General features: G+C 70.7%; 18 protein-coding genes and 2 tRNA genes. 8 read left to right on the forward strand and 12 right to left on the reverse strand.

The genetic code is table 11. The features are described 5' to 3' along the window. Positions 1–212: 212 nt before the first annotated feature. Complete coding sequence (locus tag ABZY20_RS28005) at positions 213–1,250, forward strand: glycoside hydrolase family 6 protein (RefSeq protein WP_356444800.1); 1,038 nt, start codon at positions 213–215, stop codon at positions 1,248–1,250. Positions 1,251–1,407: 157 nt separating this feature from the next. Here ABZY20_RS28005 and ABZY20_RS28010 read toward each other — a convergent pair whose 3' ends face one another. The 4 genes from ABZY20_RS28010 to ABZY20_RS28025 all read right to left on the reverse strand — a co-directional run bounded on the left by ABZY20_RS28010 (position 1,408) and on the right by ABZY20_RS28025 (position 6,600). Beyond that, entirely contained in the window at positions 1,408–3,348 is a 1,941-nt protein-coding gene (locus tag ABZY20_RS28010; RefSeq protein WP_356444802.1) for a kelch motif-containing protein, read from the reverse strand. Then, entirely contained in the window at positions 3,345–5,345 is a 2,001-nt protein-coding gene (locus ABZY20_RS28015) for a cellulose synthase catalytic subunit (protein ID WP_356444804.1), read from the reverse strand. Before ABZY20_RS28015 ends, ABZY20_RS28010 begins: the two co-directional genes overlap by 4 nt. A 323-nt stretch (positions 5,346–5,668) precedes the next feature. After that, on the reverse strand, positions 5,669–6,382 hold the full coding sequence (locus tag ABZY20_RS28020; protein WP_356444805.1) for a FadR/GntR family transcriptional regulator: 714 nt from the start codon (positions 6,380–6,382) through the stop codon (positions 5,669–5,671). A gap of 144 nt (positions 6,383–6,526) precedes the next feature. Beyond that, positions 6,527–6,600 (reverse strand) — tRNA-Lys (locus ABZY20_RS28025). Positions 6,601–6,800: 200 nt separating this feature from the next. Here ABZY20_RS28025 and ABZY20_RS28030 point away from each other — a divergent pair. From ABZY20_RS28030 to ABZY20_RS28045, 4 genes are all read left to right on the forward strand, one after another. Next, entirely contained in the window at positions 6,801–8,117 is a 1,317-nt protein-coding gene (locus ABZY20_RS28030) for a peptidoglycan-binding protein (RefSeq protein ID WP_356444807.1), read from the forward strand. A gap of 99 nt (positions 8,118–8,216) precedes the next feature. Beyond that, positions 8,217–9,335, forward strand: coding sequence for an SPFH domain-containing protein (locus ABZY20_RS28035; protein WP_356444809.1), 1,119 nt, complete (start codon positions 8,217–8,219; stop codon positions 9,333–9,335). A gap of 102 nt (positions 9,336–9,437) precedes the next feature. Beyond that, on the forward strand, positions 9,438–10,043 hold the full coding sequence (locus ABZY20_RS28040) for a lytic polysaccharide monooxygenase (protein ID WP_356444811.1): 606 nt from the start codon (positions 9,438–9,440) through the stop codon (positions 10,041–10,043). Positions 10,044–10,132: 89 nt separating this feature from the next. Beyond that, positions 10,133–10,594, forward strand: a complete 462-nt coding sequence (locus tag ABZY20_RS28045) for a DUF3592 domain-containing protein (RefSeq protein ID WP_356444813.1) — start codon at positions 10,133–10,135, stop codon at positions 10,592–10,594. A 52-nt stretch (positions 10,595–10,646) separates the two neighbouring features. Here ABZY20_RS28045 and ABZY20_RS28050 read toward each other — a convergent pair. From ABZY20_RS28050 to ehuB, 6 genes are all read right to left on the reverse strand, one after another. Beyond that, positions 10,647–10,720: transfer RNA gene (locus tag ABZY20_RS28050), tRNA-Lys, on the reverse strand. A gap of 96 nt (positions 10,721–10,816) precedes the next feature. After that, entirely contained in the window at positions 10,817–11,575 is a 759-nt protein-coding gene (locus ABZY20_RS28055; RefSeq protein ID WP_356444815.1) for an IclR family transcriptional regulator C-terminal domain-containing protein, read from the reverse strand. A gap of 197 nt (positions 11,576–11,772) precedes the next feature. Then, on the reverse strand, positions 11,773–12,552 hold the full coding sequence (ehuA, locus tag ABZY20_RS28060) for an ectoine/hydroxyectoine ABC transporter ATP-binding protein EhuA (RefSeq protein ID WP_356445008.1): 780 nt from the start codon (positions 12,550–12,552) through the stop codon (positions 11,773–11,775). A gap of 19 nt (positions 12,553–12,571) precedes the next feature. After that, positions 12,572–13,222 carry an ectoine/hydroxyectoine ABC transporter permease subunit EhuD gene (gene ehuD, locus ABZY20_RS28065; protein WP_356444817.1) on the reverse strand — a complete coding sequence of 217 codons (651 nt, stop codon included), beginning with the start codon at positions 13,220–13,222 and terminating at the stop codon, positions 12,572–12,574. After that, entirely contained in the window at positions 13,222–13,935 is a 714-nt protein-coding gene (gene ehuC, locus ABZY20_RS28070; RefSeq protein ID WP_356444819.1) for an ectoine/hydroxyectoine ABC transporter permease subunit EhuC, read from the reverse strand. The genes ehuD and ehuC overlap by 1 nt, the downstream gene beginning before the upstream one ends. Then, on the reverse strand, positions 13,932–14,855 hold the full coding sequence (gene ehuB, locus ABZY20_RS28075) for an ectoine/hydroxyectoine ABC transporter substrate-binding protein EhuB (protein WP_356444821.1): 924 nt from the start codon (positions 14,853–14,855) through the stop codon (positions 13,932–13,934). The genes ehuC and ehuB overlap by 4 nt, the downstream gene beginning before the upstream one ends. A gap of 107 nt (positions 14,856–14,962) precedes the next feature. Here ehuB and ABZY20_RS28080 point away from each other — a divergent pair, with 107 nt between their 5' ends. After that, positions 14,963–15,457 carry a DUF3830 family protein gene (locus ABZY20_RS28080; protein ID WP_356444823.1) on the forward strand — a complete coding sequence of 165 codons (495 nt, stop codon included), beginning with the start codon at positions 14,963–14,965 and terminating at the stop codon, positions 15,455–15,457. On the opposite strand, the gene ABZY20_RS28085 is transcribed toward ABZY20_RS28080, so the two are convergent. Both ABZY20_RS28085 and ABZY20_RS28090 read right to left on the reverse strand, forming a co-directional pair. Then, positions 15,438–16,847, reverse strand: a complete 1,410-nt coding sequence (locus ABZY20_RS28085; RefSeq protein WP_356444825.1) for an amidase — start codon at positions 16,845–16,847, stop codon at positions 15,438–15,440. The genes ABZY20_RS28080 and ABZY20_RS28085 overlap by 20 nt on opposite strands. A 20-nt stretch (positions 16,848–16,867) precedes the next feature. Further along, a complete protein-coding gene (locus ABZY20_RS28090; protein ID WP_356444827.1) occupies positions 16,868–17,815 on the reverse strand; it encodes a D-2-hydroxyacid dehydrogenase in 948 nt (315 codons plus the stop codon). A 197-nt stretch (positions 17,816–18,012) separates the two neighbouring features. On the opposite strand from ABZY20_RS28090, the gene ABZY20_RS28095 reads away from it, so the two are divergent. Together ABZY20_RS28095 and ABZY20_RS28100 are read left to right on the forward strand one after the other, a co-directional pair. Beyond that, on the forward strand, positions 18,013–18,828 hold the full coding sequence (locus ABZY20_RS28095) for an aspartate/glutamate racemase family protein (protein WP_356444828.1): 816 nt from the start codon (positions 18,013–18,015) through the stop codon (positions 18,826–18,828). Then, positions 18,825–19,556, forward strand: a complete 732-nt coding sequence (locus ABZY20_RS28100; RefSeq protein ID WP_356444830.1) for a decarboxylase — start codon at positions 18,825–18,827, stop codon at positions 19,554–19,556. The genes ABZY20_RS28095 and ABZY20_RS28100 overlap by 4 nt, the downstream gene beginning before the upstream one ends. The last annotated feature ends 85 nt before the right edge of the window (positions 19,557–19,641 follow it).

A 19,641-nucleotide genomic window follows, 5' to 3' on the forward strand; every position in this document is an offset into this window, starting at 1 on the left:
CGCGGTGGCCACGGCGGTGCGTCGAGGGCCGTGGGCCGGGCACCGCGGTGACGACTCCAGGACCGAGCGGCCGCCCGGCCCCAGGGGGCGGATGACGCCAGGCCCCCGCTCGGTGGCTCTGCGTCATGGGGCAGGTGCGGTTCGATCCGACGGGTGTCCCGGGACGTATGTCAGGATTGAGACTTGGAACGGTGCACCCAAGGGGGAGTTGGATGTACGGCAGCAGGGGGGTAGGGGCAGCCGCCGGGAGGCGGATGTCCGCGGTGGTGCTGGGGGCGGCACTGCTGATCACGGGCTGTTCCTCCGGTGACGGAGGGGACGGCCCGGACGAAGGGGCCGGCGCGGGCGCCGGAATCACCCAACAGCCCAAGGAGAAGGCGCCGTTCTGGGTCAACCCGGACGGCACGGCGGCCCGGCAGCTCGCCGCCCTGGAGAAGTCCGGCAAGGAACGGGAAGCGGCGGAGATCCGCAAGATCGCCGAGCAGCCGGTCGCCGAGTGGATCGGCCCGGACAACCCCGAGGAGCAGACCCGCGGCCTCACCGAGGCCGCCGACAAGGCCGGCCGCACGGCCCTGCTCGTCCTCTACAACATCCCGCACCGCGACTGCGGCCAGTACTCCCAGGGCGGCGCCGCCGACGGCAACGCCTACCGGGAGTGGGTCGACGGCGTGGCGGCGGGCATCGGCGACCGCGCGGCCACGGTCGTACTGGAACCGGACGCCCTGCTGCACCTGGTGGACGGCTGCACGCCCGAGCAGTTCCACGAGGAGCGCTACGACCTCCTCAAGGGCGCCGTCGGCAAGCTGAAGTCCTTGAAGAACACCAAGGTCTACCTGGACGCGGGCAACGCCGGCTGGCAGCAGCCCGACCAGATCTTCGAGCCCTTGAACCGCGCGGGCATCGACCGGGCCGACGGCTTCTCGGTCAACGTCTCCAACTTCTACTCCACCGAGGACTCCATCGCCTACGGCAAGCAGCTCTCGGCCAAGGTGGGCGGCAAGCACTTCGTCATCGACACCAGCCGCAACGGCAAGGGCCCCTACACCCAGGGCAGCCCGGAAGAGCGCTGGTGCAACCCGCCCGGCCGCGCCCTCGGCGAGACGCCGACGACCAGGACGGCGGACCCGCTGGTCGACGCGTACCTGTGGGTCAAGCGGCCGGGGGAGTCGGACGGCGAGTGCAAGGGCGGCCCCAAGGCGGGCCAGTGGTGGCCGGAGTACGCCCTGAGGCTGGCGAAGGCCACCTCCTAGCGGGCCACCTCCGGCAGACGGCAGAGAGCATCCGGCACCGGCATCCGGCAGAGAGCATCCGGCACCGGCATCCGGCATCCGGCATTCGGCAGACGAAAGGGGCGCCCTCCGCGACGGAGGGCGCCCCTTTCGATTTCTGCTTCCGCTCGGTGGACGGCTACGGCACCCTGACCCACTGGGCCTTGCTCGGCGTCCCCCGGTCGTCCGTCACGAACAGCATGTACCAGCCCGCCTGGACCAGGTTGCGGTTCTTCGGCATGGTCACGGTCAGCTTGTCGCCGTCCGCCTCGAAGTCCAGCGCGACGGACCGCTGGTCGACGTCGGTGACGTGCGTGGAGGCGCTCGGGCGGATCAGCCGGACCTTCTTCACCTTGGCCGCGCTCGACGAGGTGAACGTGCCCGTCCCGCCGCGCTCGATGGTCTGCGGCCCGCCCGACAGCGAGGGCTGGTCGCCGTCGCCGTAGAGGTAGGGCGGCGTGTAGATCTCGATGCGCTGCTCGAATTCGCCGGGCTTGGTGTTGGCCTTGTCGCCGTAGAGCGAGTCCGAGCCGAAGAACATCACGCGGCCGTCGGGCAGCAGGATCGAACCGGAGTGGTAGTTGCGGCCCACGAGCGGGTCGGCGACCCGGCGCAGCTCGTTCTTCTCCGTGTCGTAGATCCGCGCCTGGAGGATGTTGGAGTCACTGCGGCCCCGGTAGTCCTCCGAGCCGCCGGAGACCAGCACCTCGTCGTTCGGCAGGATCGAGGCCTGCGGGTAGCGCGTGCCCTTCTCCAGGGAGGGGCCGTCGACGAACTTCGGGTCGGGGTCCTTCAGGTCGACGATCCGGGTCTTCTCGCTGGACTCCTTGGACTCGCCGACGCCCCCGCCGCCGATCACCATGTACTTCTCGTCCTGCGCCGGCGGCAGCAGCACCGTCCCGGAGGTCTCCATCAGCTTGGGATCGCTCAGACCCGGGATCTTCGTGAACTTGTTGGTGTCGACGTCCCACACGCCCGGGTCGCGGCCCACGTCGTCCGGCCCGTAGCCCGCGTTGGAACCCGAGTAGAAGACCTTGCCGTTCTGCATCAGGAACAGCGCCGGGTAGGTCGGGAACTGCCGGACCTTGTCGGTGTAGGCCCACTTCTTGGTCTTCGGGTCGAAGATCTCGTTCTTGCCCGGGACCAGCTGGCCGATGTCGTCGAGGCCGGAGACGCTGAGGATCCGCCCGTCGCTCAGGGTGGTGAGCGTCGGGTACCAGCGGGCCTCCTTCATCGGGTCGACCTTGATGTACTTCTCCGCCACCGGGTCGAACTCGAAGGCGTCCCGGATGCCCTGGAAGTCCTTCTTGTCGAGGGCGAGCTTCTGCGCGATGCCGTAGGTGTTCTTGGCGTCGGCGCCCTTCAGCCCGTGCACGCGGTAGTTGTCCTGCGTGCCCGTCTCGTACTTCTGGCCGCGCTTCTGCGCCTCGACGTAGATCCGGCCCAGGCCGGGGTCGTTGCGCAGGAACCTGCCGGTCGCCTTGTCGAAGACCTTCTTGGCGCGCGGCACGAGCACCGGGTCCTTCGAGATGAAGGTCTTGCCGTTCTGCTTGCCGGTGAACCGGGTGCCCGCGGGCAGCGTGATCGGCTTGTCCGGGTTCTCGTTGTGGACGATCATCAGGCCGCCGGCCTTGGTGACGTCGCCCTTGAGCTTCTCGTACCGCTTGGTGCCGCCCGCGATCAGCAGGTTGCCGTTGGCGAGCTGGGTGTGGCCGGTGCAGAACAGGTCGCTGGGCGTGGGGACCTTCTTGATGGTGCCCTTGACCGGGTCCCAGATCCGGGTGTCGAACTTCTTCGCGTCGAAGTTGTCCTGGTTGTTGCCCGAGCCCGCGACGAGCAGCACCTTGCCGGTGCGCAGCAGCGCCGCGTGGATGGTGTTCTGCCGGTACTCCTCGGGAAACTCGATGATCTCCCACTTGCCGTTGGCGGCCTTGTACTCCGGCTGGTTGATCTTGTACTGGTGGTATTTCTCGGTGCCGAAGCGGTAGAGCCACGGCCCGTTCATTCCGGCCAGCGCGAGTACCACCGCCGTGCCTATCGCGAGCCGACGGGCGCGACGGCGGCCTGCACGGTCCTTCATTCCTTACGTCCCCCAAGTCCACCAAGGGCGATCTGCATGGTCTGGTCGGTCCCTCCGACCTCCCCGTGTGCGCCCGGGGCGGCGGCCCACGTGGGCTTGTGCTGCGGGGCGTGCGGCGCCTGCTGCTGCGGGAGGTGCGGCGGCTGCGTCCGGTCCGGGCCCGCAGAGTCCTGCGGCTCGCCCCCGGCGGGGGCGGCGGGCTTCTTCGCGTCCTGCTTGATCTGCCAGCGCCAGACGAAGATCGGCGTGGCCGTGATCAGCAGGGCGAACGTCGCCCAGATGATCATCGCGGGGTGGGAGTGGCCGTAGACGAACCCGGCCGCGATCGAGCCGCCGAAGATCAGGATGAAGTACCAGTGGTAGCGGAACGTCCCGAACCAGCGGTCGGGGCTGGCCGAGTCGCCCTTGGGCGTGACCACGAACTTGCTCTTGCGCCGCAGCACGGAGTCGATGAGCGCCTTCGCGTACAGCGGCGCCGACAGCGCGGACATCACCATGCCGGCCACACCGCCGGAGCCCTCCGGCTCGTGCGGCGAGACGTTGTGGCGGCGGTTCCAGACGTACAGGCCGATCTGCAGGGCGGAGGCGTTGCCGTAGAGCATCAGCCAGACCGCCGGGTCGATGTTCACACCCGAGGCGCCCAGGCCCAGGAACAGCGCGCAACTGAGCGCCGCCAGGATCCAGTTCAGGGCCGACATCGGGTAGAAGATGATCATCATGGTGTAGTTGAAGAGCTTGCTCGGCGGCAGCGAGTACCAGCCCTTCCAGTACTGCTTGAGGATCGTCTCGTACGTCCCTCGCGACCAGCGCATCTGCTGGGTGAAGAAGTCCGTCCAGGCGCTGGGGCCCTCACCGACGGCGAGCACGTCCGGGGTGTACACCGAGCGCCACTTGTTGCCCGTCGCCGGGTTCTTGTGGCGGTGCATCTCGAAGCCGGTCGCCATGTCCTCGGTGATCGAGTCGTACAGGCCGCCGATCTGCTTCAGCGCCTTGATGCGCACGGCGTTGGAGGTGCCGACGAACATGGGGGCGCCGTAGCGGTTGCCCGCGCGCTGGATCAGCGCGTGGAAGAGGAACTGCTGCGACTCGGCGGCCTTGGTGACGAACGAGTCGTAGTTGCCGTAGACCTGCGGGCCGATGACGAAGCCGACGTCCGGGTCGCGGAAGAAGCCGAGCATCCGCTCCAGGTAGTTGGGCAGCGGCACGTGGTCGGTGTCGACCGAGGCGAAGAAGTCGTAGTCGTCGCCGTGCGCCTCCAGCCAGGCGTTGTAGTTGCCGTGCTTGGTCTTGGCGCGGTGCGGGCCCTTGGCCTGGTTCCACTTCGCGACGCCCTTGCGGGAGAAGTGGTGCACGCCGAGACGCTCGCAGACCGCCTTCACCTCGGGGTCGTCGCCCTCGTCGAGCAGCCAGACGTGCATCAGGCCCCGGTGGCGGATCTTCACGGCCGCCTCCAGGGTCTTCGTCACCATCTCCAGCGGCTCCTTGCCGGGCACGAAGGAGGTGAGGAAGGCCACTCTGGTGCCGCTCTCGGGCACCACCGGGATCGGGTCGCGGGCGACCAGCGTGGCGTGCGCGTTGGACAGCACGTTCATGCAGCGGAAGAACTCGATCAGGCCGATCGAGACGAGCATGACCATGTCGAGCGTGGGCAGCCAGTCGAAGGCCGGGTAGTCACGCTCGGTCCAGTGCTCGGGCTGCAGCAGCCAGAACAGCAGCACCAGTGACAGCACCGGGGCCGCGGCCAGCATCAGGGCCACTCTGATCCGGTGCGGCTCCTGCGAGATGAGCGAGCGGTACTGCACCGTGTAGGGCTTGCCCCGCTCCGGCTGGGTGAGAGGGCCCGCGAGCCGGCTGTAGTGCTCGTAGTCGTATCTCGGTAGTGTCTTCTTGATCCGCCGGAACGTTCCCGTCGTGCTCATCCGGTGCCCCGGCACCCTCAGTTGGGTGGTCTGGGACGGGTCGTTTTCCTGCCGGGCACCCGTGGGCCTCGACGTCATGAGTCATCCCCCCACACGCGAGAAATCCGCGTGCTCGTCGCTTGCTTCCGTCTGCGGCGGGTCCCCCTCGACCTTCACAGACGTATCAGTGGTGGGTCGCAGTCACCACGTCTTTCACACTGTATAGACACAGCAACGCGACCTTCCGGTTGCATGATGCCCCCCTCGGCATCGCTGTCCGGACGAGGCCCCTTCCCCGCCCGCCGGCAACCGGCTTCAAGTCCCCCCAACTGCCGCGAAGGCGCAGCATCCTGAAAAACCAGAAAACCAGGGTTCTACGGCGTCCATCATGATCGCAAGATGCGAAACGCGGTGTTTACCGGTCATACGTGTTCATTGTGGTGTGCGTGAGGGTCCTGTGGAGCCGTTGTGGACAGACGGGTGCGGATGTTCTTGAAGTGCTCCCTTATGGCCTCCTCCGCCCGTGGCGCGTCACCGGACCGCACCGCGTCGAGGATCTCCCGGTGCTGCCGGCAGGTCACCCTCGGATCCTGCGGCTCGCCCCCGAGGTCCGTGCGGACCCGGTGGAAGGCGTCCCAGAACGCCTCCAGGACCTCGCTCAGCAGCACGTTGTCCAGCCCCCGGTAGAGGGTGGCGTGGAAGGCCCGGTCGGTCTCGGCGAGACCGGCTCCGCGCGCGGCCTGCTCCTCCATACGGTCCGCGAGCCCGTCCAGTTCAACGAGGTCCTCGTGCGGTATCCGCCCGGCGAGCCGGGAGACGAGCCCGGCCTCCATGGCCTCCCTGAGTTCGAGCAGCTGGAGCAGGGAGTCCTCGCCCCGGTGGTGCCCGGCGACCGTGCGGAAGGCCAGGCCCTCGATCATCGGGGCGAGCGACATCGGGCCGACGTACGTCCCGAAGCCGTGCCTGATCTCCACGATGCCCATGGCCTGGAGCGCCTTCAGCGCCTCCCGCACCGAGTTCCGGCTCGCGCCGAGGTACTCCATCAGCTCGGGCTCGGTCGGCAGCGGGGCCCCGGAGGCCAGCCGGCGGTCGATGATGAGCTTCTTGATCCGCTCCTGGAGATCACGCGCTGCCATGGCGAGAGGGTATCCGGCCAATCGTGCGACGGACCCCGGTTCCGGCCAGAGGGACCCGGGGGCACGGGGCACGGGAGCGCGGCGGAGCCCCGCGGGGACGCGAGAAGGCCCCCCGCTGCTGCGAGGGGCCTTCCCGATGCCATGTGCGCCGCCAGGGACTCGAACCCCGGACCCGCTGATTAAGAGTCAGCTGCTCTAACCAACTGAGCTAGCGGCGCCTGCTGACGACGTAACTCTACAGGACGTCCGGAGGTGCTCCCGACCACCCGCCCGGGCTCCGGAGGCCCCCCGGAAGGCCCCCGGGTACATCATTCGGACCGTCAGCATGCGCGTGCGGAAGACAGTTGCGAAACTGACGGCGCGGCGCCCGGACGTGCACGGGCACCGCGTATTCCGCCGGAAGTGTGAGGGGAATCGCATGGAGACTCCGGTATTCGAGGAAATCGACCCCGCGAGCGACTGCGACTGCCCCGGCTGCGTCCACTGGCGCCGCGTCCTGCCGCATTCCCGGGCGGGCCGCGTCACCGCCCACCCGGCAGCCCACCGCGCCCTCGCCCTGGCCGCGGTGGCGTCCGCCGCGCTCGGCGCCGGCCATGCGGTGCCGGCGGCGGCCGCCTCCCACACATCTCACCACCCCGGCGATGTTTCCGCAGGTGAGGAGCCTGACACTCCCCAGGGTGGCAAGGCTCCGCTGCACGGCCCGGCAGGCCGTCCGGCGCAGCCCTCCGCCGCCCCCCGGGTGAGTGCCATCACCCGTACGGAGATCATCAAGCGGGCCAAGACCTGGGTGGCCGCGAAGGTGCCGTACAGCATGAGCGCCTATTGGTCCGACGGTTACCGGCAGGACTGCTCGGGTTATGTCTCGATGGCCTGGCAGCTGCCCGGAAACGAATGGACGGGCAGCCTCGCCCAGTTCGCGGAGCGCATCACCAAGGAGGAACTCCAGCCGGGCGACATTCTGCTGTTCCACAATCCGGACGACCCCGAGAAAGGCTCGCACGTCGTCATTTTCGGCGGCTGGACCGACTCCACGCAGACCTCCTACGTCGCCTATGAGCAGACCCGCCCGCACACCCGCAGGCAGTCCACCCCGTACGCCTACTGGAGCAACTCCGACCGCTACGTCCCCTACCGCTACAAGGGCGTCACACCGGAGGAGCCGGCCCCGGAACCGGACAGCGGCAGGCCGGGCGCCCCGGCCGCGACGCCCTACCCGGGGGCGGCGTATTTCGGCCCCGGAGCGGACAACAAGTACGTCACGCTGCTCGGCCGGATGCTCGTGGCGCGGGGCGCCGGTGCCGCGTACGCCTCGGGGCCGGGCCCGCGCTGGACCGACGCGGACCGGCGGGCGACCCGGGCGTTCCAGCTGGCCCAGGGCTGGACGGGCGCGGACGCCGACGGCCTGCCCGGCCCGCGCACCTGGGAACTGCTGGTCACGGGCGAGGGCAAGGACGTCAAGGACGCGGTGGCGGGACCGCCGCCCGCCTCGCACGGCGTCCCCGGCTACCCGGGGCGGGCGATGTTCCGCCCCGGCGCCAGCAACGCGTACGTCACCCGGCTCGGCAGACAGCTGGTGCGCAAGGGGTTCGGCAGGTTCTACGCGGTCGGGCCCGGCCCGCGCTGGAGCGAGGCGGACCGGCGGGCCGTCGAGGCCTTCCAGCGCACCCAGGGCTGGCGCGGCGGGGCGGCCGACGGCTACCCGGGGCCGGAGACCTGGCGGCGCCTCTTCTCGTAGGGCCGGCGCACGGGCCCGCATCCCGGACGGCCCCTTCCGGCGGGCCCGGCACCGGGGACCACTGTTGTGACGCATCTGGCGCGGAGGCTGGAGGCACGCATGAGTACGACCACTTCCCACACGTCCGAGCCCGACGGACCGGCCGGGGGGCCGGCCCGGCCCGCCCGGCTCATCCAGAACGAGGCCACCACCGAGATCCCCGTCCACCTGCTGTTCCGCGACGACCCCCACCCGGCGCCGGTCCCGCTGCGACCGGCCGTCGTCGGGCGCAGGCAGGGCACGGGGGAGCAGCCCCGCCTGCGGCGCCCGGCCGCGCCGCCGCGTCCGGTGCCGCAGGTCGACGCCGACCTGGCGGAGCGGCCCGCGCGGGTGCTGCCCGGGGCGGCGGGCGTGCTGGCCGGTGCCTGCGGACTGGCCGGGTGCGTGGCCACCTCCTGGTGGGCCGGGGTGCTGCCGCCGCTCGCGCTGGAGGCGCTGCGGCTGCCCGCCCGGGCGGGGGCCGGGCTCGGGCCGCTGCAGTGGGCGGCGTACGCGGGGGCCGGCGCGCTCGGCCTGTTCGGGTTCGGCGGGCTGGCCCGGGGGCGCACCGGGCGCGCCTGGGTGCTCGACCTGTTCGGCCGCTACCGGGGGACCGTGCGGCGCTCCGGTCTGCTGTGGGTCAACCCGCTGCTGCTGCGCCGCCGGGTGGACGTGCGGCTGCGGCACTGGCGCAGCGAGCCGGTGCCCGCGGCCGACGCGAGCGGGGTCGCGCTGCGGGTCGTCGTCCTGGTGGTGTGGCGGGTGCGGGACACCGCGCGGGCCATGCTGGGCGTCGAGGACCACGAGGCGTATCTGCGCGCGTGCGTCGAGGCGGCCCTGGCCCGGGTGCCGGTGGAGATGCCGGGCGGTGCGGCGGGGGCGGGGGACGCGGCGGCCGAGGCGCTGACCCGGCTGGTGGCGTCGGACGCCGCTCCGGTCGGCCTGGAGGTGTTCTCGGTGCAGCCGCTTCGGGTGGAGTACGCCCCGGAGGTCGCCGCCGCGATGCACCGCCGCCGGATCGCCGCGCTGGACGCCCGGCACCGGGCGAGCGTGCTCACCTCGGTGGTGGACTCGGTGGAGGACACGGTGACCCGGCTGACCATGCGGGGGCTGGTCGAACTCGACGACTACGAGCGGAAGGTACTGGTGAAGGACCTGACGGTGGCGTTCTGCGCGGGCCGGGGCGAAACATCTCCGTGATTGGTATGGACATGTTCAGCCCCTGTCCCTACTCTCAGACTTGGTCTAGACCTACCTGCACAGCTCACTGACACTCCCCCACGTTTCCCCAGGAGCGGCAGCATGCGCAGAAGGACCAAGTTGTCCGCGGTCGCCGTGGGACTGGCCACGACCGGAGCTCTCGTACTCTCCTCCGGCGGCGCCAGCGGCCACGGCTACACCGACCTCCCCATCAGCAGGCAGAAGCTCTGCCAGAACGGCACCGTGACCAACTGCGGCTCCATCCAGTGGGAGCCGCAGAGCGTCGAGGGACCGAAGGGCTTCCCGGCCTCAGGCCCGGCCGACGGGCAGATATGCAACGGCGGCGTCGGCCACTTCAGCCAGCTCAGCGCCCCGCGCACGCCGTCCGGCGCCGCGTGGCCGGCCACCCGTGTGACGGGCGGCCAGAACTACACGTTCCGCTGGCAGTTCACGGCCATGCACGCCACGACCGACTTCAAGTACTACATCACCAAACCGGGCTGGAACGAGAACCACAACCTGTCCCGGTCCGACCTGAACCTCACGCCGTTCTTCACGGTGCCGTACAACGGGCAGCGCCCGCCGTCCACGCTCTCCCACAGCGGCAGGCTGCCGTCGGGGCTGAGCGGCCACCACGTCATCCTCGCGGTGTGGACGATCGCCGACACGGGCAACGCGTTCTACGCCTGCTCGGACGTCACGTTCTGAGGTTCCCCTGAGCGAACGGTGCGGCCGGCGTGGGTAGGTTCCTCCCACGCCGGCCGGTCGAAGGCCGCGCGGAGCCTTCGGGGGAGCTCATGGAGATCTTGTTCTACGTCGTGCCCACGATCATGATCGTGATCGTGTCCTGCGCCGCGGTCGCGGTGATCCGCCGTTCCGTGCGGGTCGGCCGCGCCTGGAACAGCGGCCTGACCGCCGAGGCGCGCTGTCTGCGGACGTACACCACGACGAGTGGGGGCGGGGACAGCTCGGTGCGCACGACCCTGCACCACGTCTACGAGTTCACCGCGCGCGACGGCCGCGGCGTCCGGTTCGAGGAGCGGGGCGGGCCGGGGACGACCCTCGAGGGCGACATCGTCACCGTGCACTACCCGGCGGACCGCCCCGAGCAGGCCACGGCCAGGCCCCCGGCGCGGGGGAGGCTGGTGGCGGGCACCGGATGCGTACTGGGCTTCCTCGGCGTGTTCGTCCTCTTCGCCGTCGGCTTCATGGCGGTGACGTACGCGATGTTCTCCACCGCGGGCGAGGCCCTGCCATAGCCCCGCGGACACGCCGAAGGGCCTCCCGCTCCCACGAGAGGCCCTTCACCGGTGCGCCGCCAGGGACTCGAACCCCGGACCCGCTGATTAAGAGTCAGCTGCTCTAACCAACTGAGCTAGCGGCGCATGACTCCCGCCGGCCGCTGGAACCGTGTTCCGCGGCGGGCGACGCAGAAAATAATACCTGCTCTCCAGGGGTGCTCCGCACCACCCGGCGACGGGCTAGATCGCCATGGACAGCAGGACCGGAGCCGCGTTGCGGTTGAGGGTCTCCGCGGCCCGGCGCAGCCGGTGGGCGTGCTCCACCGGCAGGGACAGGGCCAGGCAGCCCACGGAGGAACCGGCCGTGATCGGGACGGCGGCGCAGACCGTGCCGACCGCGTATTCCTGCAGGTCGAGGACGGGCACGGTGGGCGGCTGGGCCTCCAGGCGGGAGAGCAGCAGACGGTCGCTGGTGATGGTGCGCGAGGTGAGACGGGCCATCTTGTGCCGGGCGAGGTGGTCGCGGCGGCCGGCGTGGTCGAGCTGGGTGAGCAGGCTCTTGCCGATCGCGGTGGCGTGGGCGCAGGAGCGGAAGTCCACCCACTCGTTGACCTTGGGGGTGGCAGGGCCGTCGGCGTACTGGGTGACGGCGATCTCGCCGTCGACGTACCGGCTCATGTAGACGGCGGCGCCGAGCGAGTCGCGCAGCCGGTCGAGGGCGTGCTGGAGCGTGGTGCGCAGGGCCTGCTCGCGGTGGCGGGCGGAGCCGAGGCGGGTCAGGGTCTCGCCCGTGACGTACGCGCCGTCGGCCGTCTGCTCGACGTAGCCCTCGCGGCGCAGCATGCGCAGGAGCGTGGTCAGGCGATCCGGTCCGATGGACGCGTGCCGGGCCAGCTCGGCGTCGGTGACGCCGGAGCTGTTTCGCGCCACCGTCTCCAGGACGCGGAGCGCTTCCTGGGCCGAGTGGTACGGGGTGGTCGGCTCGTTCTTCAGCGCCACGGTGGTCTCCCCCTGCGCTTGCCGTAGGGCCGTTTTCCGGTCGGTGGACCTGTTCCAGGTTAACCGGCAAAGCCGCTGCGTGGAGCGGGGGTTGACAAGAATCCCGGTGCCCCGGACCGGGGCATTGACCCTCTGGCATATGCCAGGAGTGTGCCCCGGTCGCCGGGCCCGAGGTCGTGCCTGGTCACGGCACGTAGTCACAGCACTGCGCTGAGGAACTCCCGGGTGCGGTCGTTCTCCGGCTCGCTGAAGATCTTCTCCGGCGGGCCGGCCTCGATGATGCGGCCGGAATCGAACATCAGCACCTGATCGGAGATGTCCCGGGCGAAGTTCATCTCGTGGGTCACGCAGAGCATCGTGATGTCGGTGGAGCGGGCGATGTCCCTGAGCACGTCGAGCACGCCCGCGACCAGCTCCGGGTCGAGCGCGGAGGTGACCTCGTCCAGCAGCAGCACCTGCGGCTGCATGGCCAGTGCCCGGGCGATCGCCACCCGCTGCTGCTGACCGCCGGAGAGCTGGGCCGGGTGCGCGTCGCACTTGTCGGACAGCCCGACCATCTCCAGCAGGCCCTTGGCCCGCTCCACGGCCTCGTCCTTCGACAGGCCGAGCACGGTGACCGGCGCCTCGGTGATGTTCCGCAGCACCGTCATGTTCGGGAACAGGTTGAACTGCTGGAACACCATCCCGATCTTCTTGCGGACCTCCCGGACCTCCTTGTCGGAGGCGGGGAACAGCTGCTGCCCGTCGACCGTGATCGTGCCCTCGTCGGGCTTGAGCAGGGTCATCAGCAGCCGCAGGATCGTGGTCTTGCCCGATCCGGACGGCCCGATCAGCGTCACGTGCTTGCCGGCGTCGACCGAGAAGTCCAGGTGGTCGAGGACGGTGTTGTCCCCGAACCGCTTGGTGACCTGCTCCAGCCGGATCAGCTCGCCGCTGCTGCGGGAGATCACCCGGCCGGAGTCCTTCTCGGGGTTCATCTCGGGATCGGGGAGGGTGTCAGTGGACAAGGCGTCGCTCCAGGGCTCGCAGGGCAAGGGAGGCCAGGTAGGAAATGACGATGAAGGCCACGCCGATCACCGTCAGCGGCTCGGTGAACTGGAAGTGCTCCTGCGAGAACAGGCGCGCGTGGCCGAGCATCTCCAGGACGGTGATCGCCATCAGCAGCGGCGTGTCCTTGAGCATGGCGATGACGTAGTTGCCGAGCGCGGGGACGACCCGGCGCACCGCCTGCGGCAGGATCACCGCGGTCCACGTCCGGCGCAGCGGCAGGTTCAGCGCCGTCGCCGCCTCCCACTGGCCGGCCGGCACGGCCTCGATGCCGGCCCGGTAGACCTGCATCGTGTACGTCGAGTAGTGCAGCCCGATGGCGAACACACCCGTGGTCAGCGCCGAGAAGGTCAGACCCCACTCGGGCAGCACGTAGAACAGGAAGAACAGCTGCACCAGCAGCGGGGTGTTGCGGACGAACTCGGTGACCACCCCGACGGGCCAGGTCACCCACCGCGACGGCGCCCGCGTCAGCAGGGCCCACACCAGTCCCAGTGCGAACGAGATCAGGGAGCCGAACACCAGGATCTGCAGGGTGACCAGCAGGCCGTCCCAGAAGTCCGGCATGAAGTCGGAGACCGCGCTCCAGTCCCACTGCATCAGACGGCACCCCCCACGTTGGTCGTCTCAGGGCGCTTCAGCTCGGTGTCGGGCTTGCGCTCCGGGGCCTTGCCGACACCCGCCTTCAGCTTCTTCTCCAGGCCCCGCATGACCCGGGTGAGCAGGAAGGCGATCACGAAGTAGATAAGCAGGATGTACGTGTAGATCTCCGCGCTCTCCTGCAGCGCCAGGCGCACCAGGTTGCCGCTGAAGGCCAGGTCGCCCATGCCCATGATCGACACCAGGGCGGTGCCCTTGAGCAGTTCGACGAGCAGGTTGGAGAACGGCGGGATCATCTCCGGCACCGCCTGCGGCAGCAGGATCAGCCGCATCCGCTGCCAGGGCGTGAAGCTGAGCGCGATCCCGCCCTCCTTCTGCGCCGGGTCCACCGCGGCCAGCGCGCCGCGCACGATCTCGGAGCCGTACGCCCCGTAGGTCAGTCCGAGGGCCAGCGTGCCCGCCCACAGCGGCACCAGCTGCCAGCCGAAGGCCGGGGGCAGCACGAAGAACACCCAGAAGATCATCACCAGGGCCGAGGTCCCGCGGAACACCTCGGTGTAGAAGCCCGCCAGGAAGCGGACGATCCACAGCCGGTGGGTGCGCGCGACACCGACCACGAAGGACACGGCGCCCGCCAGCAGCGCGCTGAGGACGAGCAGCTGGATCGTGACCCAGACGCCCTTGATCACCAGTTCCCAGAGTCCTGAGGTCATCCGCCGCAGAGCTCCTTCGCGGTCAGATCCGTCATCTCGTTCTCGGTGAAACCGAACGGCTTGAGAATCCGGAGCAGTTCGCCGCTGTCCTTGAGCTTGTGCAGCTCACGGTTGAAGGCGTCGCGCAGGGCCGTCTCGTTGGGCCGGAAGGCGAAGCCGCCCCCGTCCACGTGCGGCTTGCCGTCGACGATCGGCTTGAAGGGCTCGGTCACCTCGGCCTTGGCGGACTTCTTCACCACCTCGCGGGTGGTCAGCGCCGTCCCGGCGAAGACGTCGACCCGCCCGGCCTCGACGGCGTTCAGACCGGCCACCTGGTCGGGCACGATGAGGATGTCGCTCTCCTTGTAGCCCGCCTCGACGGCGTAGGCGATCTCGGCGTAGCCGGTGCCGGTGGCGAACTTCGCCTTCTTCTCGACGACGTCCTTGTAGTCGCGCAGGCCCAGCGGATTGCCCTTGCGCACGATGAAGGAGTCGAGCATCTGGTAGTCGGGGTCGGAGAAGATGACCTGCTGGCAGCGCTCGGGGTTGATGTACATCCCCGCGGCCACGACGTCGAACTGCTGGGAGTTCAGACCCGGGATGAGGGAGCCGAACTCGGTGGGCACCGGCTGCACCCGGTCCACCCCGAGCCGCTTGAAGATCACCCTCGCCAGCTCCGGCGCCTCGCCGGTCAGCTCGCCGTTCTTGTCGATGTACCCGAAGGGGATCTCCCCGGCGATGCCGAGCCGGACGACGCCCTGCGCGCGCAGCCGCTGCAGGAGTTCACCCCCCTCCGTGCCGGAGGCGGTGGCCACGCGCGAGCATCCGGACGCACCCAGCGCGCCGAGCGCCGCGACCCCCGCGAGCAGCGACCGGCGGCTGGGTCCTGATGTTCGGTCACGCCTGTATAGCGGCGGAATTCTGTCTGGTGGTGAGGCCATGGGCGCGCGGCTACCCAAGGCCTTTCGAGTTATGCGGATCTTTTTCGGACCGGTACCGCGCCGATGCGCCCTTGACCGCGGCGGCCGGGGGCACTCCCATGGAGGGCATGGCTGATCGCTACATCGAAGTCTCGCTGGTCAAGCGGGAGGTGACCTGCACGGCCAGGCTGCTGGACGACCGCGCGCCGATCACCTGCGCGGCCGTCTGGGACTCCCTTCCGCTGGCCGGCGACGTCTACCACGCCAAGTACGCGCGCAACGAGATCTACGCCCTGTTCCCGCCCTTCGCCCCGGCCGAACCACCCCTGGAAAACCCGACCATCACCCCCATTCCCGGCGATCTGTGCTATTTCACCTTCGCGGGGGCCGAGTTGGGGACCAAGGCCTACGGCTACGACCGCGAGGTCCGCGCCGGGACCACCCTCGTCGACCTGGCCCTGTTCTACGAGCGCAACAACCTGCTGCTCAACGGCGATGTCGGCTGGGTGCCCGGCATCGTCTGGGGCCAGGTCGTCGACGGCCTGGAGACCATGGCCGAGGCGTGCAACGACCTGTGGAGGTCGGGAGCGGCGGGGGAGACGCTCAGCTTCCGGAGGGCCTGAGCCGGCCGGCCCACGCCACCCGGGCCTCGTACAGCGTGTGCGCCGCCCGCAGCACCAGGTCGTCCCGGTGCCGGGCGGCCACCAGCTGCAGTCCGATCGGCAGCCCGTCCCCGTCGACGCCGACCGGCACGCTCGCCGCGGGCTGCTGCGTCATGTTGAACGGGTAGGTGAACGGCGTCCAGCCCGTCCAGCGCCGGTGGCCGGAACCCTTGGGCACCTCGGCGCCCGCCTCGAACGCCGTGATCGGCAGGGTCGGCGTGACCAGCAGGTCGTAGGTGTCGTGGAAGCGGCCCATCCGGCGGCCCAGGTCCATCCGGACGTCCACCGCGGCCAGGTAGTCCAGCGCCGAGTGGCGGGCGCCCCGGGCGCAGATCTCCCGCAGGCCCGGGTCGAGCAGCTCCCGCTGGTGCGGGCCCAGGTGCTGCGTCACCCGGGCCGCCCCGCTGAACCACAGCGTGTGGAAGGCCTCCACCGGGTCGGTGAGGTCCGGATCGGTCTCCGTGACGTAGGCGCCCAGCTCCGCCAGCCGCTCCACCGCCCGCCGCACCGCCGCGGCGACCGCCGGCCGTACCGCCACCTGCCCGCCCAGCGACGGCGAGTACGCCACCCGCAGCCCGCGCACCCCGCCGGCCAGCCCTTGCGCGTACGCCCCCGGCGGCGGGGCGAGGGCCGACCAGTCGCGCGAGTCCGGGTGGCCGATGACGTCCATCAGCAGCGCCGCGTCCGCCGCGTCGCGGGTCATCGGCCCGACGTGCGCCAGCGTGCCGAACGCGCTCGCCGGGTACAGCGGCACCCGCCCGTACGTCGGCTTCAGCGCGAAGATCCCGCAGAACGCCGCCGGGATGCGGACGCTGCCGCCGCCGTCCGTGCCCAGCGACAGCGGTCCCGCGCCGAGCGCCACGGCCGCCGCGCTGCCGCCGCTCGACCCGCCCGCGGTGCGCGAGGGGTCGTACGGGTTGCGCGTCACCCCGCTGAGCGGCGAGTCCGTCACGCCCTTCCAGCCGAACTCCGGGGTCGTCGTCCTGGCGAGGAAGACCGCCCCGTGCTCGCGCAGCCGGGCCACGGACGGGGCGTCCTCGTCCCAGCGCCCCGCCGGGTCCACGGTCCTCGATCCGCGCAGGGTCGGGGTGCCGCGCTGCAGCAGGATGTCCTTGACGGTGACCGGCACCCCGTCCAGCAGCCCCCGCGGCTCACCGCGCCGCCAGCGCTCCTCGGACTCCCGGGCCCGCGCCAGCGCCTCCTCGGCGGTCAGCCGGACGAAGGCGTTCACCTCCGGCTGGACCGCCTCCGCGCGCTCCAGCGCCGCGCGGGTCGCCTCCACGGGACTCCACTCGCCCGTGCGGTACCCGTCGAGGAGCCGTACGGCGGTCAGCTCGCTGAGCTCGGTCATCCACCCTCCCAGGAACGCGGTCAGTGGCCCGGTACATACCCACGCTGCTTGTCGACCACGTTCACCAGCGGCTTGCCCGCCTCCCACAGCTCGTACAGCTCCACGAACTGCGCGCCGAGTTCGTCCCGCCAGCCGGCGGTGTCGCCGCTCATGTGCGGGGACACGATCAGGCCCGGGGCCCGCCACAACGGGCTCTCGCCGGGCAGGGGTTCGGTCGTGAAGACGTCCAGGGCGGCGCCCGCGATCCAGCGCTTGTGCAGGGCCTCGGCGAGGGCGTCCTCGACGACGAGCGGGCCGCGGCCGATGTTGACGAAGTGGGCGGACGGCTGCATCACACCGAAGCGGCGGGCGTCGAACATGCCGCGCGTCTGATCCGTCAGCGGCGCCGCCGCGATCACCCAGTCGGCGCGCGACAGCAGCCGGTCGAGGTCCTCCGGGCCGTGCACGCCGGTGCGCGCGGCGCGTCCGACGAGCGCGGTCGTGACGTCCAGGGCCTTGAGCGTGCGGGCGATCGCCCGGCCGATCGGGCCCGAGCCGACCACCACGGCCCGGCTCCCGGCCACCTTGCGCGACTCGCGGTGCCGCCAGGTGCGCTCCCGCTGCAACTCCAGGGTGCGCGGCAGGTCCTTGGCCATGGCCAGCACGAGCGCGGCGACGTACTCGGCGATCGGCTGGTCGAAGACGCCGCGCGCGTTCGTCACCACCGTGTCGGAGGAGGCGAGTTCCGGACACATCAGGTGGTCCACGCCGGCGCTGGCGGTGTGCACCCAGCGGGGCCGCGGACCCTCGCCCGGCCAGGCGTCCCGCACGGCGCGCGAGGTGAAGTCCCACACCAGGAGTACGTCCGCACGCGGGAGGCGCTCCGCGAGACCGGCCGCGTCGGTGTGTTCGACGCGGGCGCGGCCGGTGAGGCGGCCGAGGCGGGGGAGGGGTTCGGCGTCCAGGACGAGAAGGGTGGGGGTGGGCATGAGCAGCCGTTTCTCCAGCCGTTCGGCAGGGCCGGCCGGCCTTGCGCGGCCGCCGGTGACGACGAGTTAACCGGGTGTTGACCAGGGAGTGATCCGGGCGGATTGACCACGCTCGCACCCGAACCTACCGTCGTCAACACGGGCGTTCCCACGATCCGTTGTGTACTCGTTGCCCAGCGTGAGGCCGGTGCCTGCCAATGGACGTCTCTTTTCTCGGCGGGCCCAGCCCGCAGCGCGGGGTCGGCGTCGTCGCCCCCTTCGACTTCGCACTCGACCGCGAGCTGTGGCGCTGGGTGCCGGACGAGATCTCCCTGCACATGACCCGGACGCCCTATGTGCCGGTCGAGGTCGGTCTGGACCTGGCCCGCCTGGTCAGCGAGCACGAGACGCTGGGCGAGGCGGTGCGCACGCTCAACGCGATCGCCCCCGAGGTCGTGGCCTACGCCTGCACGTCGGGCAGCTTCGTCGGCGGGACCATGGGCGAGCGCGCGATGTGCGAGGCGATGAGCAGGGCCGGGGCGGTCCCGGCGATCACCACCTCCGGGGCGCTGCTGGAGGCCCTGGTGGAGCTGGACGTGCGCCGCGTGGCGCTGGTGACGCCGTACACGGTCTCGGTCACGCGGTCGCTGGAGGCCTACGTCGCCCAGGCGGGCGTCGCGATCTCCGGCTGCGCCTTCATGGGCCTGACCCGGCACATCTGGAAGGTCCCCTACCGGGAGGTGGTGGACATGGCGCGGCAGGCCGTCCGCGGCGACGCCGACGCGCTCTTCATCAGCTGCACCAACCTGCCCACCTACGACGTGATCCCCCAGCTGGAGGCCGAGCTGCGGATCCCGGTGATCTCGGCCAACCAAGTGACGATGTGGGCGGCGCTGCGCCGACTGGGTACCCGTGCGGTGGGACCGTACCAAGCGCTGATCAATCCGGAGGCGCGGTCCGGTCTCCTACCGCCGGGGGCCGACCCCGGGCCCGTAGTGCCGGAAGAAGAGCAGCAGCAGGAAGGCTGGACATGACAGCACTGGGATTTCTCTACCCGGGCCACTCCGCCGAGGACGACTATCCGCGCATCGAGCAGTTGCTGGGCAGCGACATCCGGGTGGACCTGGTGCACACCGACATCGGTGAGGACGCGCACCGGGTGGACGCGCTGCTCGAGATGGGCTCCGCCCGGCGGCTGGAGGCGGGCGTCCAGGAACTGCGGCTCGCCGGCGCGGAGGCCGTGGTGTGGGCCTGCACGAGCGGCAGTTTCGTCTACGGCCGGGACGGCGCGCAGGAACAGGTCCGCACCCTGGCCATGGCGGCCGGCATGCCGGCTTCCTCGACGTCGTTCGCGTTCGTCCACGCGGTCCGGGAGATCGGGGCGCGCCGGGTGGCGATCGGCGCGACGTACCCGGAGGACGTGGCGGGCCTCTTCGCGGATTTCCTGCGCGCGGACGGCGTGGAGGTCGTGTCGGTCCACAGCTCCGGCATCATCACGGCGGCGGAGGTGGGCACCTGGGGCGAGACGGAACTCCTCGCCCTGGCCCGCGAGTCCGACCACCCCGACGCCGACGCCGTCCTGCTGCCCGACACGGCCCTGCACACGGCGGCCCACATCCCGGCCCTGGAGAAGGAACTGGGCAAGCCGGTCCTGACCGCCAACCAGGTCACGGTCTGGGAGGCCCTGCGCCTGGCGGACCGCCGTGTGAACGCGCCGGAGCTGGGCGCGCTGTTCACCCGGGAGCCGATCGTCCAGGCCTGACCGCACCCCTGCGTCGCCGTCCACCGCCGCCCGCGGACGCCATCGCGGGCGGCGGTCCGTGTGCGCGGCCGACATCCGATCCCGG

This window comes from Streptomyces sp. NPDC006624 (assembly GCF_040611555.1).
Lineage (GTDB): Bacteria > Actinomycetota > Actinomycetes > Streptomycetales > Streptomycetaceae > Streptomyces.